Genomic DNA, 18,016 nt, shown 5'->3' with positions numbered 1-18,016 from the left:
CCGCCACCGTATCCATATGCCGTCATCGGTATCCATGCATTCGCATTGATTGAATCAATATTGACAGGATTACAGTCATGCATGGACAGTCGAATCAATATCAAGGACCCCACCGACTGTCCACGGAGGAAGCAATGACAACCATGACCGGCGGCACCCCGCTCGACGTCCCCCGAGGTCTCGCGGGGGTCGTCGTCACCGATACGGCGCTCGGGGACGTCCGGGGCCGCGAGGGCTTTTACCACTACCGCCAGTACTCGGCGGTCGAGCTGGCGCAGACCCGGAGCTTCGAGGACGTCTGGTACCTCATGACCGAGGGCGAGCTCCCCGGCCCGGACGCACGTGCCGACTTCGCCGCCCGCACGGCCGCCCTGCGCGTACTGCCCGACGCCGTACGCGAGGCGCTGCCCGCCATAGCGCGTGCGAGTGCGGTCTCGGGCCCGCTGGCCGGGCTGCGCACAGCGCTCTCCCTGCTCGGCGCGTCGGCCGGGTTCCGGCCGGTGTACGACATCGACGCCGACCGGCGCCGCGCCGACGCCCTGGCCGTCTGCGCCGCCGTTCCCACCGTGCTGACCGCTCTGCACCGCCTCGGTCAGGGCCTCGCGCCCGTCGAGCCGCGTGCGGACCTGCCGCACGCGGCCAACTACCTGTACATGCTCACCGGTTCCGTCCCGGACGAGGACCGGGCCAGGGCGGTCGAGCGGTACCTGATCTCCACTGTGGACCACGGCTTCAACGCCTCGACGTTCACCGGACGAGTCGTCGCCTCGACCGGAGCGGACGTCGCCGCCTGCCTGGTGGCCGCCGTCGGAGCGCTGTCCGGCCCCTTGCACGGCGGCGCCCCCAGCCGGGCCCTGGACACGCTCGACGCGATCGGCACCCCCGACCGCATCGACGGCTGGATCCGCGAACGCGTCCTCGCCGGCGACCGGATCATGGGCTTCGGCCACCCGGTCTACCGAACCGAGGACCCCCGCTCGCGCATGCTGCGGTCCATCGCCCAGGACTTCGGCGGCCCGCTCGTGGAGTTCGCCGTCGAGGTGGAGCGCCAGGTCGAGGCGATCCTGGCCGAACTCAAACCGGGACGCGAACTGCACACCAACGTGGAGTTCTACGCCGGGGTGGTCATGGAGCTGTGCGGGCTGCCGCGCGAGATGTTCACACCCACCTTCTGCGCGGCGCGGGTCGTGGGGTGGAGCGCCAATATCCTGGAACAGGCGGAGGACTCCAAGATCATCCGACCGGCGGCCCGCTATGTCGGCCCGCCTCCGCCGCAGCCGGTCCCGTCCGTCTGACCCCGCAGGAAGGCACCCGTTGAGCTCGTCGTCGCCCCCTCGTCCCCGTATCCCGGTCGTCGTCCTCGCGGGTTTCCTGGGATCCGGCAAGACGACGCTGCTCAACCACCTTCTGCTCCACCGCGCCGGCAACCGGATCGGCGTGATCGTCAACGACTTCGGGGCCATCGAGATCGACGCCATGACGGTCTCCGGGCAGGTCGGGTCCACCGTGTCGCTGGGCGGCGGCTGCCTGTGCTGCGCGGTCGACGCGAGCGAACTGGACACCTATCTCGAAACCCTGACCCGGCCCTCCGCCCGCCTCGACGTCATCGTCATCGAGGCGAGCGGCCTCGCCGAGCCGCAGGAGCTCGTCCGCATGATCCTCGCCAGCGACAACCCGCACATCGTGTACGGGGGACTGGTCGAGGTGGTCGACGCCGCCGAGTTCGAGGCGACCCGGGAGCGCCATCCGGAGATCGGCCGCCATCTCGCGGTGGCCGATCTCGTCGTGCTCAACAAGACGGACCGGGCCGGGGACGAGGAGTGCGCCCGCGTCCGGAAGGCCGTCGCGGAGACCGGGAGCACGGCCGCGGTCATCCCGGCCACGTACGGCCGCGTCGACCCCGAGCTGCTCTTCGACCCGGTGCTGCGGCCCGAGGGCGAGGAGAAGGCCCGTCAGCTCACTTTCGAGGACCTCTACCTGGAGGAGCGCGCGGCGGAGGACGGCGACGGGCACGGGGGCCACCTGCACGCCTCGTACCAGAGCGTCGACTTCGACTGCGGCGTACCGATGGACCCGCGCAGGCTGATGCGGTTCCTCGACTCCCGGCCCGAGGGGCTGTACCGCATCAAGGGGTACGTCGACTTCGGCGCGGGCGACCCCGGCAACGCCTACGGGGTGCACGCGGTCGGCAGGTTCCTGCGGTTCACCCCCCGGCCCTGGACGCGCGGCGAGCCGAGGCGGACCCAGCTCGTCCTGATCGGCTCCGGCATCGACGTACCGGCCCTGCGCGAGGAACTGGAAAGCTGCGGGGTCACCGAGGACCCGGCCGGGGAAACGCGGCAGGACGCCGCACACGAGCGAGCCATGTGGGGCGTCCTGCGTTACGTACAACAGCCCGGCGACGACGACGTGTAGGGGGCCGCCGCCGGGCCGGACCGCCTACGCCGGACCGGCGATCACCGCGACCGGGCTCTCCAGCGGTGTCCCCGAACCGTCGCGCCGCGGGTCGGGCTCGGGCAGCGAGGCCGGGGCACCGTTCTTCTGAGCCGCCCTGGCCGGCAGCGCACCCGCCCAGGCGAACACCAGCACGTCCTCGCCCTTCAGGAACCGCTGGCAGCGCACCCCACCGGTCGCCCGGCCCTTGCGCGGATACTGGTCGAACGGGGTGAGCTTGCAGGTGAGGACCGAGTCGTCCAGGGTGCCGTGCGAACCGGCGACCGTGAACACCGCGGCGTCCGCCGCCGGGTCCACCGCCGCGAACGAGAGCACCTGTGCCCCGGCTCCCAGCTTGACGCCCGCCATACCGCCGGCCGGCCGCCCCTGCGGGCGCACCTGCGCGGCCGGGTAGCGCAGGAGCTGGGCGTCCGACGTGATGAAGACCAGGTCCTCCTCGCCCGTCCGCAGCTCCGTCGCGCCGACGATCCGGTCACCGTCCTTCAGGGCGATGACCTCCAGCTCGTCCTTGTTGGCGGGATAGTCCGGCACCACGCGCTTGACGACGCCCTGCAGCGTGCCGATGGCGAGACCCGGTGACGACTCGTCGAGCGTGGTGAGGGAGACGACCTCCTCGTCCGACCCCAGCGTGAGGAACTCGCCGATCATCGCCCCGCCCGACAGATTGGGCGCCGCGTGCGTGTCCGGCAGCTGGGGGAGATCGATCACCGGGAGCCGCAGCAGCCGTCCGCCGGACGTCACCACCCCGACGTCACCACGGGCCGTCGCCGACACCGCCGAGACGATCACATCGTGCTTGGACCGCTTGGCGCCCTCCGGGACGACGATCGGCTCGTCGTTGGCCGTACGCGCCAGCAGGCCCGTCGAGGACAGCAGTACCCGGCACGGGTCGTCCGCCACCTCCAGCGGCACCGACGCGACCTGGGAACCGGCCGACTCCAGCAGCACCGTACGCCGGGCCGTGCCGAACTTCTTCGCGACCGCGGCCAGTTCCGCGGAGACCAGCTTGCGCAGCTCGGCGTCCGACTCCAGGATCGTCGTCAGCTCGGCGATCTCGGCGTCCAGCCGGTCCCGCTCGCTCTCCAGCTCGATCCGGTCGAACCGGGTCAGCCGGCGCAGCGGCGTGTCCAGGATGTACTGCGTCTGGATCTCGCTCAGCGAGAAGCGCTCCATGAGCCGCTCCTTCGCCTGGGCCGAATTGTCGCTGGAGCGGATGAGGCGGATGACCTCGTCGATGTCGACCAGCGCGACGAGCAGCCCCTCGACCAGATGCAGCCGGTTGCGGCGCTTGGTCCGGCGGAACTCGCTGCGCCGGCGCACCACGTCGAAACGGTGGTCGAGATAGACCTCCAGCAGCTCCTTCAGCCCCAGCGTGAGCGGCTGGCCGTCGACCAGCGCCACGTTGTTGATACCGAAGGACTCCTCCATCGGCGTCAGCTTGTAGAGCTGCTCCAGCACCGCCTCCGGCACGAACCCGTTCTTGATCTCGATGACCAGGCGCAGTCCGTGCGAGCGGTCCGTGAGGTCCTTGACGTCCGCGATGCCCTGGAGCTTCTTCGCCGAGACCAGGTCCTTGATCTTGGAGATGACCTTCTCGGGGCCGACCGTGAAGGGCAGTTCGGTGACGACGAGGCCCTTGCGGCGCGGCGTCACGTTCTCCACGGCGGCCGTGGCACGGATCTTGAACGAGCCGCGGCCGTTGGCGTAGGCGTCCTTGATGCCGGCGAGACCCACGATCCGCCCGCCCGTCGGCAGGTCGGGACCGGGGACGAAGCGCATCAGCGTCTCCAGGTCCGCGCCCGGGTGCTTGATCAGATGCCGGGCCGCGGCGATGACCTCGCCCAGGTTGTGCGGCGGCATGTTGGTCGCCATGCCGACCGCGATTCCGGTCGTGCCGTTGACCAGCAGGTTGGGGTAGGCCGCCGGGAGGACGACCGGCTCCCGCTCCTGACCGTCGTAGTTCGACTGGAAGGCGACCGTCTCCTCGTCGATCGACTCCGTCATCAGCGAGGTCGCGTCGGCCATCCGGCACTCGGTGTAGCGCATGGCGGCAGGCGGGTCGTCGTTGCCCAGGGAGCCGAAGTTCCCGTGTCCGTCGACGAGGGGGAGGCGCATGGAGAACGGCTGGGCCATGCGCACCAGCGCGTCGTAGATCGACGCGTCGCCGTGCGGGTGCAGCTTGCCCATGACCTCGCCGACGACCCGGGCGCACTTCACGAAGCCGCGGTCCGGGCGCAGGCCCATCTCGTTCATCTGGTACACGATGCGGCGGTGCACCGGCTTCATGCCGTCACGGGCGTCCGGGAGGGCCCGGGAGTAGATCACCGAGTACGCGTACTCGAGGAAGGAGCCCTGCATTTCGTCGACGACGTCGATGTCGAGGATCTTCTCCTCGAAGTCGACCGGCGGCGGGGTCTTCGTGCTGCGGCGGGCCATCGCTGCTGCGACTCCTTCACGGATTTCGAGCGGGCAACCTCAGGTTCCCTCAGGTTCTGACGCGGTCCATTGTGGACCGCCGCACTGACAACCCCGACCTCGACCCGTCCCAAGGGGACCGCGCCGGCCGTCCCGAGGCGGCGGAGGACCACCTTCCGGGGAACTTCGCCCGCAGGTTCGCCGCACGGGAACTTCGGCAGGTGCCGGTTCGCTTGCATACAGTGGCGGGTGTCTTGAAGCACCCTTTCGAAGCGGCCTCCCGCAGGGGCTTCTTCATATGGACATCCAGTAGCGCGATCGAAGGGACGTACATGCCCATGGGTCACACGGCCACAGCCCAGGCCGGCTCCGGCGGCTTGACAGCGACCGAGCACCGTCTGGCCAACGGCCTGCGCGTGGTGCTCTCCGAGGACCATCTGACCCCGGTCGCGGCGGTGTGCCTCTGGTACGACGTCGGCTCCCGCCACGAGGTCAAGGGCCGCACGGGCCTGGCCCACCTCTTCGAGCACCTGATGTTCCAGGGCTCCGGCCAGGTCAAGGGGAACGGACACTTCGAGCTGGTGCAGGGCGCCGGCGGCTCGCTCAACGGGACGACCAGTTTCGAGCGGACCAACTACTTCGAGACCATGCCCACGCACCAGCTGGAGCTGGCCCTGTGGCTCGAGGCCGACCGGATGGGCTCGCTGCTCGCCGCGCTCGACGAGGAGTCCATGGAGAACCAGCGCGACGTCGTCAAGAACGAGCGCCGCCAGCGCTACGACAACGTCCCGTACGGCACCGCGTTCGAGCGGCTGACCGCGCTGGCCTACCCCGAGGGCCACCCGTACCACCACACCCCGATCGGCTCCATGGCCGACCTGGACGCGGCGACCCTGGAGGACGCCCGCACCTTCTTCCGTACGTACTACGCGCCGAACAACGCGGTGCTGTCGGTCGTCGGCGACATCGACCCCGAGCAGACCCTTGCCTGGATCGAGAAGTACTTCGGCTCCATCCCCTCCCACGACGGCAAGCAGCCGCCGCGCGACGGCTCGCTGCCCACGGTCATGGGCGGCCAGCTGCGTGAGGAGGTACGCGAGGAGGTGCCGGCGCGCGCCCTGATGGCCGCGTACCGGCTGCCCCACGACGGCACCCGTGAGTGCGACGCCGCGGACCTCGCCCTGACCGTGCTCGGCGGCGGCGAGTCGTCCCGGCTGCACAACCGCCTGGTCCGGCGCGACCGTACGGCCGTGGCCGCCGGATTCGGACTGCTCCGGCTCGCCGGAGCGCCCTCCCTGGGCTGGCTGGACGTCAAGACGTCCGGCGGCGTGGAGGTGGCGGAGATCGAGGCCGCGGTCGACGAGGAGCTGACCCGGTTCGCCGAGGAGGGCCCCACGGCGGAGGAGATGGAGCGCGCCCAGGCCCAGTTGGAGCGCGAATGGCTGGACCGCCTCGGCACGGTCGCGGGCCGCGCCGACGAACTGTGCCGGTACGCCGTGCTGTTCGGCGACCCGCAGCTCGCGCTGTCCGCCGTGAACCGGGTCCTCGACGTCACCGCCGAGGAGGTCAAGGCCGCCGCGCAGGCGCAGCTGCGGCCCGACAACCGGGCGGTCCTGGTCTACGAACCGGTCGAGCCCGCCGAGGCAGCCGAAGAGGCCGACGCCGCCACCGACACCGACGCGCACGAAGGGGCGGACCAGTGACCGACGCTGCCGCGACTGAAGTTTCGATGCAGTTCCACCCGCAGCCCGCCCCCGGCGTGGCCCGCCCCTGGGCCTTCCCCGCGCCCGAGCGGGGCTCCCTGCCCAACGGCCTCACCGTCCTGCGCTGCCACCGCCCCGGCCAGCAGGTCGTCGCCGTCGAGATCTTCCTCGCCGCCCCCCTGGACGCCGAGCCCGAGGGCCTGGACGGCGTGGCGACGATCATGTCGCGCGCGCTGTCCGAGGGCACCGACAAGCACAGCGCCGAGGAGTTCGCCGCCGAGCTGGAACGGTGCGGCGCCACCCTCGACGCCCATGCCGACCACCCCGGCGTCCGGGTCTCCCTGGAGGTCCCGGCCTCCCGCCTGGCCAAGGCGCTCGGCCTCGTCGCCGAGGCGCTGCGGGCGCCGGCCTTCGCGGACAGCGAGATCGAGCGCCTGGTGCGCAACCGGCTGGACGAGATCCCGCACGAGCACGCCAACCCGGCCCGCCGCGCGGCCAAGCAGCTCTCCAAGGAGCTTTTCCCGGCCACGGCCCGCATGTCGCGTCCGCGCCTGGGCACCGAGAAGACCATCGAGCGGATCGACGCCGCTGCCGTGCGCGCCTTCTACGACGCGCACATCCGCCCGTCCACCGCCACCGCCGTGGTCGTCGGCGACCTCACGGGCATCGACCTGGACGCGCTGCTCGCCGAGACCCTCGGCGACTGGTCCGGGGACGCCTCCGAGCCCCGCCCCGTCCCGCCGATCACGGCCGACGACACCGGCCGGGTGATCATCGTGGACCGCCCCGGCGCGGTGCAGACGCAGCTGCTGATCGGGCGCATCGGCGCGGACCGCCACGACAGCGTGTGGCCCGCCCAGGTTCTCGGCACCTACTGCCTGGGCGGCACGCTGACGTCCCGGCTCGACCGGGTGCTGCGCGAGGAGAAGGGGTACACCTACGGCGTGCGGGCCTTCGCCCAGGTGCTCCGCTCCGGCGCCGCCGACTCCACCTCGGGGGCGACGGGCGCCGCGATGCTCGCCATCAGCGGTTCCGTGGACACCGAGTCCACCGGTCCGGCGCTGGACGACCTCTGGAAGGTGCTGCGGACGCTGGCCGCCGAGGGGCTGACGGACACCGAGCGCGAGACGGCCGTGCAGAATCTCGTGGGCGTCGCGCCCCTGAAGTTCGAGACGGCGGCCTCCGTCGCGAGCACTCTCGCCGACCAGGTGGAACAGCACCTCCCGGACGACTACCAGGCGACGCTGTACGCGCGTCTCGCTGAGACCGGCACGGTGGAGGCGACCGCGGCCGTGGTCAGCGCCTTCCCGGTGGACCGGCTGGTCACGGTCCTGGTCGGCGACGCCTCGCGCATCGAGGAACCGGTCAGGGCGCTCGGCATCGGAGAGGTGTCGGTCGTCACCGGCTGATCTGTCGGTCAGCCCGCTGAGCGGGCTACGAGGGCTCCGGCGCGCGGTCGCCGGAGCCCTCGTGCGCGTCCGGCCGCTTTCCGGCCGCTGTGCACCTTTTGCTCGCCGAGGGGCCGGCTCGCCCTGTGGGATGCGCTACAAAACCCCTTGTCCGTTTGGTGGTGGGAAGTCCGTCCGCTTAGCGTCGGGTCCGCTGTCCGCCACTCGTACGCGCATCCGTGACGTACCGGGCAGCCATCGCCGAGTCCCCGTCAGGCGCGAGCCCGGGGAGCCGGGGACCCACGCAGTCCCTGGGGTGAATCGGATGCCCGCGCTCCGTCAGCGGAGGCGTCCGTAGGAGACCTTCCTGCTCCGAACCCGTCAGCTAACCCGGTAGGCGAGAAGGAAGGAAAGGACCCGTCACCCCATGGCGTTCACCCGTGCCACCGGGAAGCACCGTGCCCCGAGCCGCCTGACGCGCGCCGGCGCCAAGGCCGTCGGCGTCGCCACGCTCGCCGCCGGCGGTGTCATCGGCTCCCTGGCTTCCCCGGCCCTCGCCGCCGACGACGGTACGGCCCCCGCCGCCACCGAGACCGGCCTCTCCCAGCTCCTCGCCATCGAGAGCACCCTCGCCGACCGGATCGACGCCCAGGCCGAGGCGCAGCAGCACCAGGCCGAGGCCGCCGAGAAGAAGGCGGCGGCCAAGGCGACGGCGGTGGCCAGGAAGAAGGCCGAGGCCGCGAAGAAGAAGGCCGTCGAGACGGCGGCCAAGGCCAAGGAAGCGGCCACGGCGAAGGCCAGGGCCGCCCGCGAGGCGTCCGCCCGCGCCGGCCGCTCCTCCGCCCGCACCGCGCTGGGCTCGTCCTACCGGCTGCCCGTCGCCGGCTCGTACGTGACCACCGGCTACAAGTCCAGCGGCTCGCTCTGGTCCTCCGGCAGCCACTCCGGCATCGACTTCCACGCCGTGTCCGGAAGTTCGGTCGTCGCCGTCGGCGCCGGCACGGTCGTGGAGGCCGGCTGGGGCGGGGCGTACGGCAACAACATCGTGCTCCGGATGGCGGACGGCACGTACACCCAGTACGGCCATCTCTCCTCGATCGGCGTCTCCGTCGGCCAGAGCGTCGCGGCCGGCCGGCAGATCGGGCTCTCCGGCTCGACCGGCAACTCCACCGGCCCGCACCTCCACTTCGAGGCCCGGACGACGCCCTCCTACGGCTCCGACATGGACCCGGTCGCCTATCTGCGCGCCCACGGCGTCAGCGTCTGACGGGCTCAGGCCCCTGCCGAAGGCCCCGGCATCCCGCCGGGGCCTTCGCCGCGTCCGCACCTCCGTGTGCGCCTTCGGCCGCTGCGCCGCGGCAAAAGATATTCACGAATTCCCGCCCGGCATCGGAAATGCGAGCGCATTGCAATAGAGTCACGCCAGAGGTGTCGATCGGCCGCTGTTCGCGGGGATTGAGGCGGAGGTTCGGACATGCGTGTTCCGGCGCATTCGGTATGCACGGCAATCCGTGACGACATCGTCTCCGGTGTCTTCGAACGCGGCAGCCGGCTCACCGAGGAGGTGCTCGCGCGGCGTTACGGGGTCTCCCGCGTCCCCGTACGGGAAGCGCTGCGCACCCTGGAGTCGGAGGGCTTCGTCGTCACCCGCAGACACGCCGGAGCCTGCGTCGCCGAGCCCTCGGAACAGGAGGCCGCCGACCTGCTGGAAGTCCGCATGCTGCTGGAACCGCTGAGCGCCGCCCGCGCGGCCCAGCGCCGGACGGAGGCCCACCTCAAGGTGTTGCGCGGCCTGGTCAGGCTCGGGCAGGAGCGGGCCCGCCGCGGTGAGGGCGAGGACCTGCGCTCCCTGGCCGGCTGGTTCCACGAGACGCTGGCCCAGGCATCCGGCAGCCCGGGCCTCATCGCCCTGCTCACCCAGCTCCGCCACAAGATCGCCTGGATGTACGCGGTCGACCAGCCGGCCCGCCCGGCGGAAGCCTGGGCCGATCACGGGGCCCTCGTGGACGCCGTGGCGCGCCGGGACGCGGAGCGGGCGAGGGCCCTGGCCGCACAGCTCGCCGAACGCCATGGCGCCACGCATCGGCTCCGCCGCGCCGCCCGTCCCGCCGGCGTGCCCCGGGCCGGCCGTGTGAGGGCTTCGCAACCTGCCGTACACACCGCGAGCGGCCGGAATTAACAAAGGGCGCGTACAAATAAAGAAAGGCGCGTGTGAAAAGGCCGGGACAAGTGGCGCCGCCCATTCTTTCCGGGTCGCCGCCACTTCGCCCCGCACACGTAAAAGCCGCGGCGCCCCATGCAGGGGGCCGCGGCTTTCCCGTGAGAATTCCGGCGGTGTCGGCCGCTCGGCTCAGACGGTCTCCGGAAGCTCCTCGAGGCCCTCGGCGACCAGCTTCGCCAGGCGGTCCAGAGCCGCCTCGGCGTTGTCCGCGTCGGACGCGAGCACGATCTCCTCGCCGCCCTGGGCGCCGAGACCGAGCACCGCGAGCATGGAGGCCGCGTTCACCGGGTTGCCGTCCGCCTTGGCGATGGTGACGGGAACGCCGGAGGCCGTGGCGGCACGGACGAAGATGGAAGCGGGGCGGGCGTGCAGGCCCTCGGCCCAACCGACGTTTACGCGGCGCTCAGCCATGGTTCTGCCCTTCAAGAATCAACGGTTGTCTAGACCAGTGTCTCATGTGGTGCGCGATGCTCCGGGCAGACCCGCGGGCCCTCCCGGGCGCCGCGTCCGCGGTCGTCCGGAGACCTCAGACTGCCCCGGCCCCGGCACCCCCGCGACCCGTGCGACAGCCGTAGGCTTTCCCCATGCAGCCCTCTCCGGAGCAGAGTCCGCAGCACGCCTACCCCGATCACTGGGAGGCGGACGTGGTGCTCCGCGACGGCGGCACCGCGCGGATCAGGCCGATCACCACGGACGATGCCGAGCGGCTGGTCAGCTTCTACGAGCAGGTTTCCGACGAGTCGAAGTACTACCGCTTCTTCGCGCCCTACCCCCGGCTCTCCGCCAAGGACGTCCACCGCTTCACCCATCACGACTACGTCGACAGGGTGGGCCTGGCCGTCACGGTGGGCGGCGAGTTCATCGCCACCGTCCGCTACGACCGGATCGACGCGACCGGCCGCCCCGCCTCGGCCCCCGCCGACGAGGCCGAAGTCGCCTTCCTCGTCCAGGACGCCCACCAGGGCCGGGGCGTGGCCTCGACCCTGCTCGAACACATCGCGGCCGTCGCCCGCGAACGCGGCATCCGGCGCTTCGCGGCGGAAGTGCTGCCCGCCAACACCAAGATGATCAAGGTGTTCCGGGACGCCGGCTACACCCAGCAGCGCAGCTTCGAGGACGGGTCGGTCCACCTCACCCTGGACCTCGAACCCACCGCCGAGTCCCTCGCCGTCCAGCGCGCCCGTGAACAGCGCGCCGAGGCCAAGTCCGTGCAACGGCTGCTCGCCCCCGGCTCCGTCGCCGTCATCGGCGTCGGCCGCACCCCCGGCGGCGTCGGCCGCACCGTCCTGCGCAACCTGCTCGGTGCGGGCTTCACCGGCCGCGTCCACGCGGTGAACAGCGCCCTCTCCGCCGGCCAGGACACCATCGACGGGGTCCCGGCGCACCGCTCCCTGGGCGAGATCGGCGAGGCGGTCGACCTCGCGGTGGTCGCCGTGCCCGCCGACCGGGTCCCGGAGGCCGTCGCGGACTGCGGCGAACACGGCGTCCAGGGCCTGGTGGTCCTCTCCGCCGGCTACGCGGAGTGGGGCGCCGAGGGCCGCGAGCGCCAGCGGGAACTGGTGCGCCAGGCCCGTTCGTACGGGATGCGGATCATCGGGCCCAACGCCTTCGGCGTCATCAACAACTCCGAGGCGGTCCGGCTCAACGCCTCGCTCGCCCCGGACCGGCCCGCCTCCGGGCGCATCGGCCTGTTCACCCAGTCCGGCGCCATCGGCATCGCCCTGCTCTCCGGGCTCTACCGGCGCGGCGCGGGCCTCTCCACCTTCATCTCGGCGGGCAACCGCGCCGACATCTCCGGCAACGACTTCCTCCAGTACTGGTACGAGGACCCGGACACCGATGTCGCCCTGCTCTACCTGGAGTCGCTGGGCAACCCCCGCAAGTTCACCCGGCTCGCCCGCCGTACCGCCGCCGTGAAGCCGGTGGTCGTGGTCAAGGGCGCCCGGCACAGCGGCTCCACCCCGCCCGGCCACGCCGTCCCCGTCAGCCGCATCCCCGACTCCACGGTCTCCGCGCTGATGCGGCAGGCGGGTGTCATCCGCGTCGACACGGTCACCGAGATGGTCGACGCCGGGCTGCTCCTCGCCGACCAGCCGCTCCCGGCGGGCGGACGCGTCGCCATCCTCGGCAACTCGGAGTCCCTGGGGCTGCTCACCTACGACGTGTGCCTGGCCGAGGGGCTCCGCCCGCGCCCGCCCATCGACCTCACCACGTCCGCCACCCCGCAGGACTTCCGGGACGCGCTGTCCGCGGCGCTGGCCGACGGGGCGTGCGACGCCGTGATCGTGACGGCGATCCCCTGGGTCGGCGAGAACGGCGAGGCGGAGTCGGGCGACGGCGAGGTCCTGGCCACCGCCCTGCACGCGGCGGCCGCCGCCGGACCGGCCAAGCCGGTCGCCGTGGTCCACGTCGAGATCGGCGGCCTGGCGGAGGCGCTGTCCGCCGCCACCAGCACGGTGGCCCAGCAACGCCCGGCCACCCAGCCGTTCGCGGCGGCGCAGGACGGTCCCACGGAGCCCTCCGCGCCGGCGCCCGGCACCGACGGCCCCGAAGGGGTGCGGCACGGCGGCCGCATCCCCGCCTACCCTGCCGCCGAGCGCGCCGTGCGGGCTCTCGCCGAGGCCGTCCGGTACGCGCAGTGGCGGCGCCAGGCGGCGGTGCCCGGGAAGGTGCCCGACTTCCTCGACGACACCATCGACCCCCAGGGCGCCGCAGCCCGCATCGACGCCCTCCTCGGCGAGGACCCCGACCCGCGCGGCCGGCCGCTCGGCCACGACGAGGCCCGCGAACTGCTCGCCTGCTACGGCATCACCGTCCGCCCCACGCTGGCCGCCCCCGGCCCGGAGGAGGCGGTGGCCGCCGCCGCCCGGCTCGGCTACCCGGTGGCCCTGAAGACGACCGCGCCCCATCTGCGCCACCGGGCCGACCTCGGCGGCGTACGCCTGGACCTCGACAGCGAGGCGGCCCTGCGCCGTGCGTACGGCGACCTCACCGACCTGCTCGGCAAGCCGACGGAGCTGCGGCCCGTCGTCCAGGCCATGGCGCCGCGCGGCGTCGACACCGTCGTACGGGCCACCATCGACCCGGCCGCGGGCGCCGTGCTCTCCTTCGGCCTCGCCGGGGCGCCTTCCGAACTGCTCGGCGACACCGCCCACCGCCTGGTGCCCGCCACCGACCGCGACGCCGCCGAGCTGATCAGGTCCATCCGCGCCGCCCCCGTCCTGTTCGGCTGGCGCGGAGCGGCACCGGTGGACACCGCCGCGCTCGAGGAACTGCTGCTGCGGGTCTCCCGGCTGGTCGACGACCACCCCGAAGTGGTCTCCGTCGCCCTGGAGCCGGTCGTGGTCGCCCCGCAGGGCCTCTCGGTGCTCGGAGCCGGCGTCCGCCTCTCGCCGCCCCCGGCCCGGAACGACCTCGGCCCGCGCAGCCTGTCCAACTACTGATACCGACCGCCCCCGCTCGTGCTTCCCCGGAGCGGCCGGGGCAGGGCTCCCGCACCCGTCCCCGGCAGCCATCCGGCCCCCGTAGGATGGTTCCCATGGCTAAGACCGGTACGACGACCCAGGGGCTGCGCGCGGCGATCGAGCGCAGCGGCTACTACCCGGCCCTCGTGGCCGAGGCGGTGGAGGCCGCCGTCGGCGGTGAGCCGGTCGCTTCGTACCTGGTGCACCAGGAGACGACCTTCGACTCCAACGAGGTGCGCCGGCACGTCACGGTGCTGGTGCTCACGGACACCCGCTTCATCGTCAGCCACACCGACGAGCAGAACGCGGACACCAGCTCCCCGTCGCCGTACGCCACCACCTCGACCGAGTCGGTCAAGCTGGACCGGATCTCCTCGGTCGTGGTCAGCCGTGTCGTGGCCAACCCGGAGAAGTACGTCCCGGGCACGCTGCCCCGCGAGGTCGTCCTGACCATCGGCTGGGGCGCGGTCTCCCGGATCGACCTGGAGCCGGCCGCCTGTGGCGACCCCAACTGCGAGGCCGACCACGGCTACACCGGCAGCACCACCGCCGACGACCTGAGCCTGCGGGTCAGCGAGGCCGGCGACGGCCCGGACACCGTGCGCCAGACCCTCGCCTTCGCCCAGGCGCTCTCCGAGGCCACGGCCGCCACCGCCGCGGCCGGCCGCTGATGGTTCAGCCGGCCTGGCAGGACGACTTCGTCCCGCTGTCCGTCGAGTCCGCGCCCGTCCCGGAGTACGGCAGCGGCTCGCTCGCCGACCTGCTGCCGACCCTCCTCGCCGGCCAGGAAGTGCCCGGCTTCGACGCGGCCATCGGCGAACTCACCCCCGCCGACCGGAACTGCGTCTTCCTGATCGACGGCCTGGGCTGGGAGCAGATCAGGGCCCATCCCGACGAGGCGCCGTTCCTGCACTCGCTGCTGCCGACCTCGCGTGGCGGCACCGGGCGCCCGATCACGGCGGGCTTCCCGGCCACCACGGCGACGTCGCTGGCCTCCGTCGGCACCGGCCTGCCCCCCGGCGAGCACGGTCTTCCCGGTTACACGGTCCGTAACCCCGAGACCGGCGAGCTGATGAACCAGCTGCGCTGGAACCCGTGGACCCCGCCCAAGGCGTGGCAGCCCCACCCCACCCTCTTCCAGCTCGCCGACGCGGCCGGGGTGCGTACCGCCCAGGTCTCCGCCCCCGCCTTCGAGCAGACCCCGCTGACCAAGGTCGCGCTCAGCGGCGGCTCCTTCCTCGGCCGCCTCAGCGGCGAGGACCGGATGGACACCGCCGCCGACCGGCTGGCCGCCGGCGACCGCTCGCTCGTCTACACGTACTACAGCGAGGTCGACGGCAAGGGCCACCGCTTCGGCACCGACTCCGACGCCTGGCGCGGACAGCTGATGTACGTCGACGGGCTGGCCCGGCGCCTGGCCGAGCAGCTTCCGCCCCGCTCGGCGCTCTACATCACCGCCGACCACGGCATGATCGACATCCCCTTCGACGAGCAGTCCCGGATCGACTTCGACGAGGACTGGGAACTGAGCGCGGGCGTCGCCCTGCTCGGCGGTGAGGGCCGGGCGCGGCACGTCTACGCCGTCCCGGGCGCCGCGTCCGATGTGCTGGCCGTCTGGCGCGAGGTGCTGGGCGAGCAGTTCTGGGTGGCGAGCCGGGACGAGGCCGTCGCCGCGGGCTGGTTCGGCCCCACGATCGACGAGCGGGTGTACGGCAGGATCGGCGACGTGGTCGCCGCGGCCCACGACGACGTGGTGATCACCGCCTCGCGCAACGAGCCGCACGAGTCGGCGATGGCCGGCATGCACGGCTCCATGACCCCCGTCGAGCAGTTCGTCCCGCTCCTCGAAGTACGCTCGTAGCCCGTTCCGCCCCGCTCTCTCTTCCCGTCCCGAAAGGTGCTCGACCCGCCATGCCCGAGCTTGTGTTCTTCTCCGGAACGATGGACTGCGGAAAGAGCACCCTGGCCCTCCAGATCGGCCACAACCGCTCGGCGAGGGGCTTGCAGGGCGTGATCTTCACCCGGGACGACCGGGCGGGGGAGGGGAAGCTGTCGTCCCGGCTCGGTCTGGTCACGGAGGCCGTCGAGGCCGACGAGGACATGGACCTGTACGCGTATCTCGTCGCCCAGCTGTCCAAGGGCGGCCGCGTCGACTACGTGATCGTGGACGAGGCGCAGTTCCTGGCCCCGGCCCAGATCGACCAGCTGGCGCGGGTCGTGGACGACCTGGGGATGGACGTCTTCGCCTTCGGCATCACGACGGACTTCCGCACCCGGCTCTTCCCCGGCTCCCAGCGTTTGGTCGAGCTGGCCGACCGCATCGAACAGCTCCAGGTCGAAGCCCTCTGCTGGTGCGGCGCCCGCGCCACGCACAACGCCCGGACCGTGGACGGCGAGATGGTCGTGGAGGGAGCGCAGGTCGTCGTCGGCGATGTGAACCGCGCGGCGGGCGAGGTCGGCTACGAGGTCCTGTGCCGCCGGCACCACCGCCGCCGTGCGACCGCGGCCTCCGCACAGGCGGGCGCACTCTCCCCGGACGTCCTGCCGGTGAGCTCCGCCTGACGCTCAGTCCGCCGCGCGCAGCGGGCAGCCCGAGCCGGCGCGGGCGGTGAGATCGGCCCGAAGAGCGGCGAGTTGGGCCATGCGCGCGTCGATGACCGCGATCTTCTCCTCGAACAGTGCGGACAGTGCCTGCGCGCTGTCCGGCGTGTCGCGCAGCTCCTCGCCCGTGCGCGCGATCTCGGTCAGTGAGAAGCCGAGCGCCTGGGCGGTGCGGACGTAGGCGAGCCAGGGCACCGTCTCGGGCGGGAAGTCGCGGTAGCCGTTGGGCAGCCGCTGCCCGTCGATCAGCCCGGTCCGCTCGTAGAAGCGGATGGTGTCCCTGCTCAGCCCCGTCTGCGCGGCCAGCTCCCCGATGCGCACGGTCTCCCACCCCCTGGGTTCGCGGACTTGACCTTGGACAGTACTCCAGTGTTTACGGTCGGGGGCGTCCGTGAAGGAAGCCGTCAGGAGCCCCGCCGTGTTCCGTACCGTCATGCCCTCCCACCCCGCCTATCCGCGTTTCGTACGTGCGAGCGCGTGGTACGACCTCGTCGTCACCGCGGGGTTCGCCACCCCGTGGACGTACGGGCTGGTGCACAGCGCGCTGTCCCGGTTCGGGGAGGCGATCGGGGCGGGTGCTCTGCCCGCCCTCGACCCGATCCAGACCCTCTACGCCAACCTGATGGGTTCGGTGGTGGTCGTCTGGGCGCTCCTGCGGCTCGTCCGGCCGCTGCCGGTGCACGGCTTGTACGACGGCCTCGCGCGCACGCTGTTCGCCCTGTGGCAGGCGTACGCGCTCGCCCACGGAGCCCCCTCCTGGCTCTGGCTGTTCCTGGCGGCCGAAGCGGCGTTCGGCGTCGTCCAGCTCGCGCCCTGGCGCCTCGTGCGCGGCGCCGTCAGCGCGCCACCGAGTGCTGGATCGTGAAGACCGCGCCCTCCGGGTCCGCGACCGTCGCGACCCTGCCGCTCGGGCTCTCTCTCGGAGGGCTCAGGACCTGTCCGCCGAGCTCCGCCACCTGCTGCGCGGCCTCGTCCGTGTCGGCCACCTCGAAGTACGTCATCCAGTGCGGCCCCCGGTCGCGCAGCAGGGCGTGGCCGACGCCGTGCAGCGAGGCCACCGGCCGCCCCTGGAGATGCAGGGTCTGGTAGTCGAAGTCCGCCGAGACGACGGCCCTGGTCTCGTAGCCGAAGACGGCCTGGTAGAACTTGGCGACCGTCGACGTCTCCCGGGTCACCAGCTCGTTCCAGACCGGGGTGCCGGGCGCCCCGGCCAGCGTGGTGCCGACATGCGCGGCGGCCTGCCAGATCCCGAAGACGGCCCCGCCCGGGTCGGAGGCGATGGCCATGCGGCCCGCGTCGCCGGCGTCGAGAGGTCCGACGCCGACCGTGCCGCCGCAGGCCCGGATGGTTTCCGCCGTCTGATCGGCGTCGTCGGTGGCCAGGTAGGTCGTCCAGGCGATCGGGAGGTGCCGGTCCGGCGGCAGTTGGCCGATGCCCGCGACCTCCTTCCCGCCGATCAGCGCCCGTACGTACGGGCCGAGCTGCTCGGGGCCGGGGCCGAACTCCCAGCCGAACAGCTCGGCGTAGAAGTTCTGGGTCGTGCGCAGGCCGTGCACGATCAGGCTCACCCAGCAAGGTGTTCCGGGTGTACGCCGAGCGGCAGCCTCGGTCATCGTCACTCTCCTCGGACCATCGTGGTGGCCGTACGGGAAATCGGGGCCGGTGCGCCGTGGTGCGGCGCGAGTCGTGTACGCCCCGTGCAGATGCTTGCACCACCGGGCGCGGGATGCGCTCCGGCCGCGCCGTCTTTTCCTGGATCTCGCCCCCGGC

The 18,016-nt window shown here is 72.2% G+C and carries 15 protein-coding genes and 1 riboswitch; of the genes, 11 read left to right on the top strand and 4 right to left on the bottom strand.

All coding sequences use genetic code 11. From position 1 onward, the window contains the following. The first annotated feature begins 134 nt into the window (after positions 1 to 134). Both ACLQ2N_RS25645 and ACLQ2N_RS25640 read left to right on the top strand, forming a co-directional pair. Positions 135 to 1,295, top strand: coding sequence for a citrate synthase (locus ACLQ2N_RS25645; RefSeq protein WP_425816491.1), 1,161 nt, complete (start codon positions 135 to 137; stop codon positions 1,293 to 1,295). Positions 1,296 to 1,314: 19 nt separating this feature from the next. Beyond that, positions 1,315 to 2,415 (top strand): CobW family GTP-binding protein, encoded by a 1,101-nt coding sequence (locus tag ACLQ2N_RS25640; protein WP_425816490.1) that lies wholly within the window; start codon positions 1,315 to 1,317, stop codon positions 2,413 to 2,415. Between the two features lie 24 nt (positions 2,416 to 2,439). Here ACLQ2N_RS25640 and ACLQ2N_RS25635 read toward each other — a convergent pair whose 3' ends face one another. Further along, complete coding sequence (locus tag ACLQ2N_RS25635; protein ID WP_425816489.1) at positions 2,440 to 4,890, bottom strand: DNA gyrase/topoisomerase IV subunit A; 2,451 nt, start codon at positions 4,888 to 4,890, stop codon at positions 2,440 to 2,442. Positions 4,891 to 5,201: 311 nt separating this feature from the next. On the opposite strand from ACLQ2N_RS25635, the gene ACLQ2N_RS25630 reads away from it, so the two are divergent. The 4 genes from ACLQ2N_RS25630 to ACLQ2N_RS25615 all read left to right on the top strand — a co-directional run bounded on the left by ACLQ2N_RS25630 (position 5,202) and on the right by ACLQ2N_RS25615 (position 10,139). Then, the gene (locus tag ACLQ2N_RS25630; protein WP_425816488.1) at positions 5,202 to 6,572 is read left to right on the top strand and encodes a M16 family metallopeptidase; all 1,371 of its coding nucleotides are present in this window, start codon (positions 5,202 to 5,204) and stop codon (positions 6,570 to 6,572) included. Positions 6,573 to 6,598: 26 nt separating this feature from the next. After that, entirely contained in the window at positions 6,599 to 7,981 is a 1,383-nt protein-coding gene (locus tag ACLQ2N_RS25625) for a M16 family metallopeptidase (RefSeq protein ID WP_425816583.1), read from the top strand. 228 nt (positions 7,982 to 8,209) lie between these two features. Next, positions 8,210 to 8,374, top strand: a riboswitch (cyclic di-AMP (ydaO/yuaA leader). A gap of 13 nt (positions 8,375 to 8,387) precedes the next feature. Then, a complete protein-coding gene (locus ACLQ2N_RS25620) occupies positions 8,388 to 9,227 on the top strand; it encodes a M23 family metallopeptidase (RefSeq protein WP_425816487.1) in 840 nt (279 codons plus the stop codon). Between the two features lie 207 nt (positions 9,228 to 9,434). After that, positions 9,435 to 10,139: a GntR family transcriptional regulator gene (locus ACLQ2N_RS25615; RefSeq protein WP_425816486.1), complete on the top strand. Its 705-nt coding sequence runs from the start codon at positions 9,435 to 9,437 to the stop codon at positions 10,137 to 10,139. Between the two features lie 171 nt (positions 10,140 to 10,310). Here the strand turns inward: ACLQ2N_RS25615 and ACLQ2N_RS25610 are convergent, their stop codons facing one another. Next, on the bottom strand, positions 10,311 to 10,592 hold the full coding sequence (locus tag ACLQ2N_RS25610) for an HPr family phosphocarrier protein (protein ID WP_018105371.1): 282 nt from the start codon (positions 10,590 to 10,592) through the stop codon (positions 10,311 to 10,313). 173 nt (positions 10,593 to 10,765) lie between these two features. Between ACLQ2N_RS25610 and ACLQ2N_RS25605 the strand changes: the two genes are divergently transcribed. From ACLQ2N_RS25605 to ACLQ2N_RS25590, 4 genes are all read left to right on the top strand, one after another. Then, positions 10,766 to 13,624, top strand: a complete 2,859-nt coding sequence (locus ACLQ2N_RS25605; protein ID WP_425816485.1) for a GNAT family N-acetyltransferase — start codon at positions 10,766 to 10,768, stop codon at positions 13,622 to 13,624. A 95-nt stretch (positions 13,625 to 13,719) separates the two neighbouring features. After that, complete coding sequence (locus ACLQ2N_RS25600; RefSeq protein ID WP_164401008.1) at positions 13,720 to 14,316, top strand: DUF5998 family protein; 597 nt, start codon at positions 13,720 to 13,722, stop codon at positions 14,314 to 14,316. Further along, positions 14,316 to 15,506, top strand: a complete 1,191-nt coding sequence (locus tag ACLQ2N_RS25595; protein ID WP_425816484.1) for an alkaline phosphatase family protein — start codon at positions 14,316 to 14,318, stop codon at positions 15,504 to 15,506. The genes ACLQ2N_RS25600 and ACLQ2N_RS25595 overlap by 1 nt, the downstream gene beginning before the upstream one ends. A gap of 50 nt (positions 15,507 to 15,556) precedes the next feature. Beyond that, a complete protein-coding gene (locus tag ACLQ2N_RS25590; RefSeq protein WP_425816483.1) occupies positions 15,557 to 16,207 on the top strand; it encodes a thymidine kinase in 651 nt (216 codons plus the stop codon). Between the two features lie 3 nt (positions 16,208 to 16,210). Here the strand turns inward: ACLQ2N_RS25590 and ACLQ2N_RS25585 are convergent, their stop codons facing one another. Next, the gene (locus ACLQ2N_RS25585) at positions 16,211 to 16,567 is read right to left on the bottom strand and encodes a MerR family transcriptional regulator (protein WP_425816482.1); all 357 of its coding nucleotides are present in this window, start codon (positions 16,565 to 16,567) and stop codon (positions 16,211 to 16,213) included. Positions 16,568 to 16,664: 97 nt separating this feature from the next. On the opposite strand from ACLQ2N_RS25585, the gene ACLQ2N_RS25580 reads away from it, so the two are divergent. Beyond that, positions 16,665 to 17,111, top strand: a complete 447-nt coding sequence (locus tag ACLQ2N_RS25580; protein WP_425816481.1) for a hypothetical protein — start codon at positions 16,665 to 16,667, stop codon at positions 17,109 to 17,111. On the opposite strand, the gene ACLQ2N_RS25575 is transcribed toward ACLQ2N_RS25580, so the two are convergent. Continuing rightward, positions 17,083 to 17,859 carry a VOC family protein gene (locus ACLQ2N_RS25575; RefSeq protein WP_425816480.1) on the bottom strand — a complete coding sequence of 259 codons (777 nt, stop codon included), beginning with the start codon at positions 17,857 to 17,859 and terminating at the stop codon, positions 17,083 to 17,085. The genes ACLQ2N_RS25580 and ACLQ2N_RS25575 overlap by 29 nt on opposite strands. Between the last annotated feature and the right edge of the window lie 157 nt (positions 17,860 to 18,016).

The organism is Streptomyces sp. DT224, from assembly GCF_049844595.1.
In the GTDB taxonomy this organism is placed as follows: Bacteria; Actinomycetota; Actinomycetes; order Streptomycetales; family Streptomycetaceae; genus Streptomyces.
This window is presented reverse-complemented; position numbering and strand designations above follow the sequence as displayed.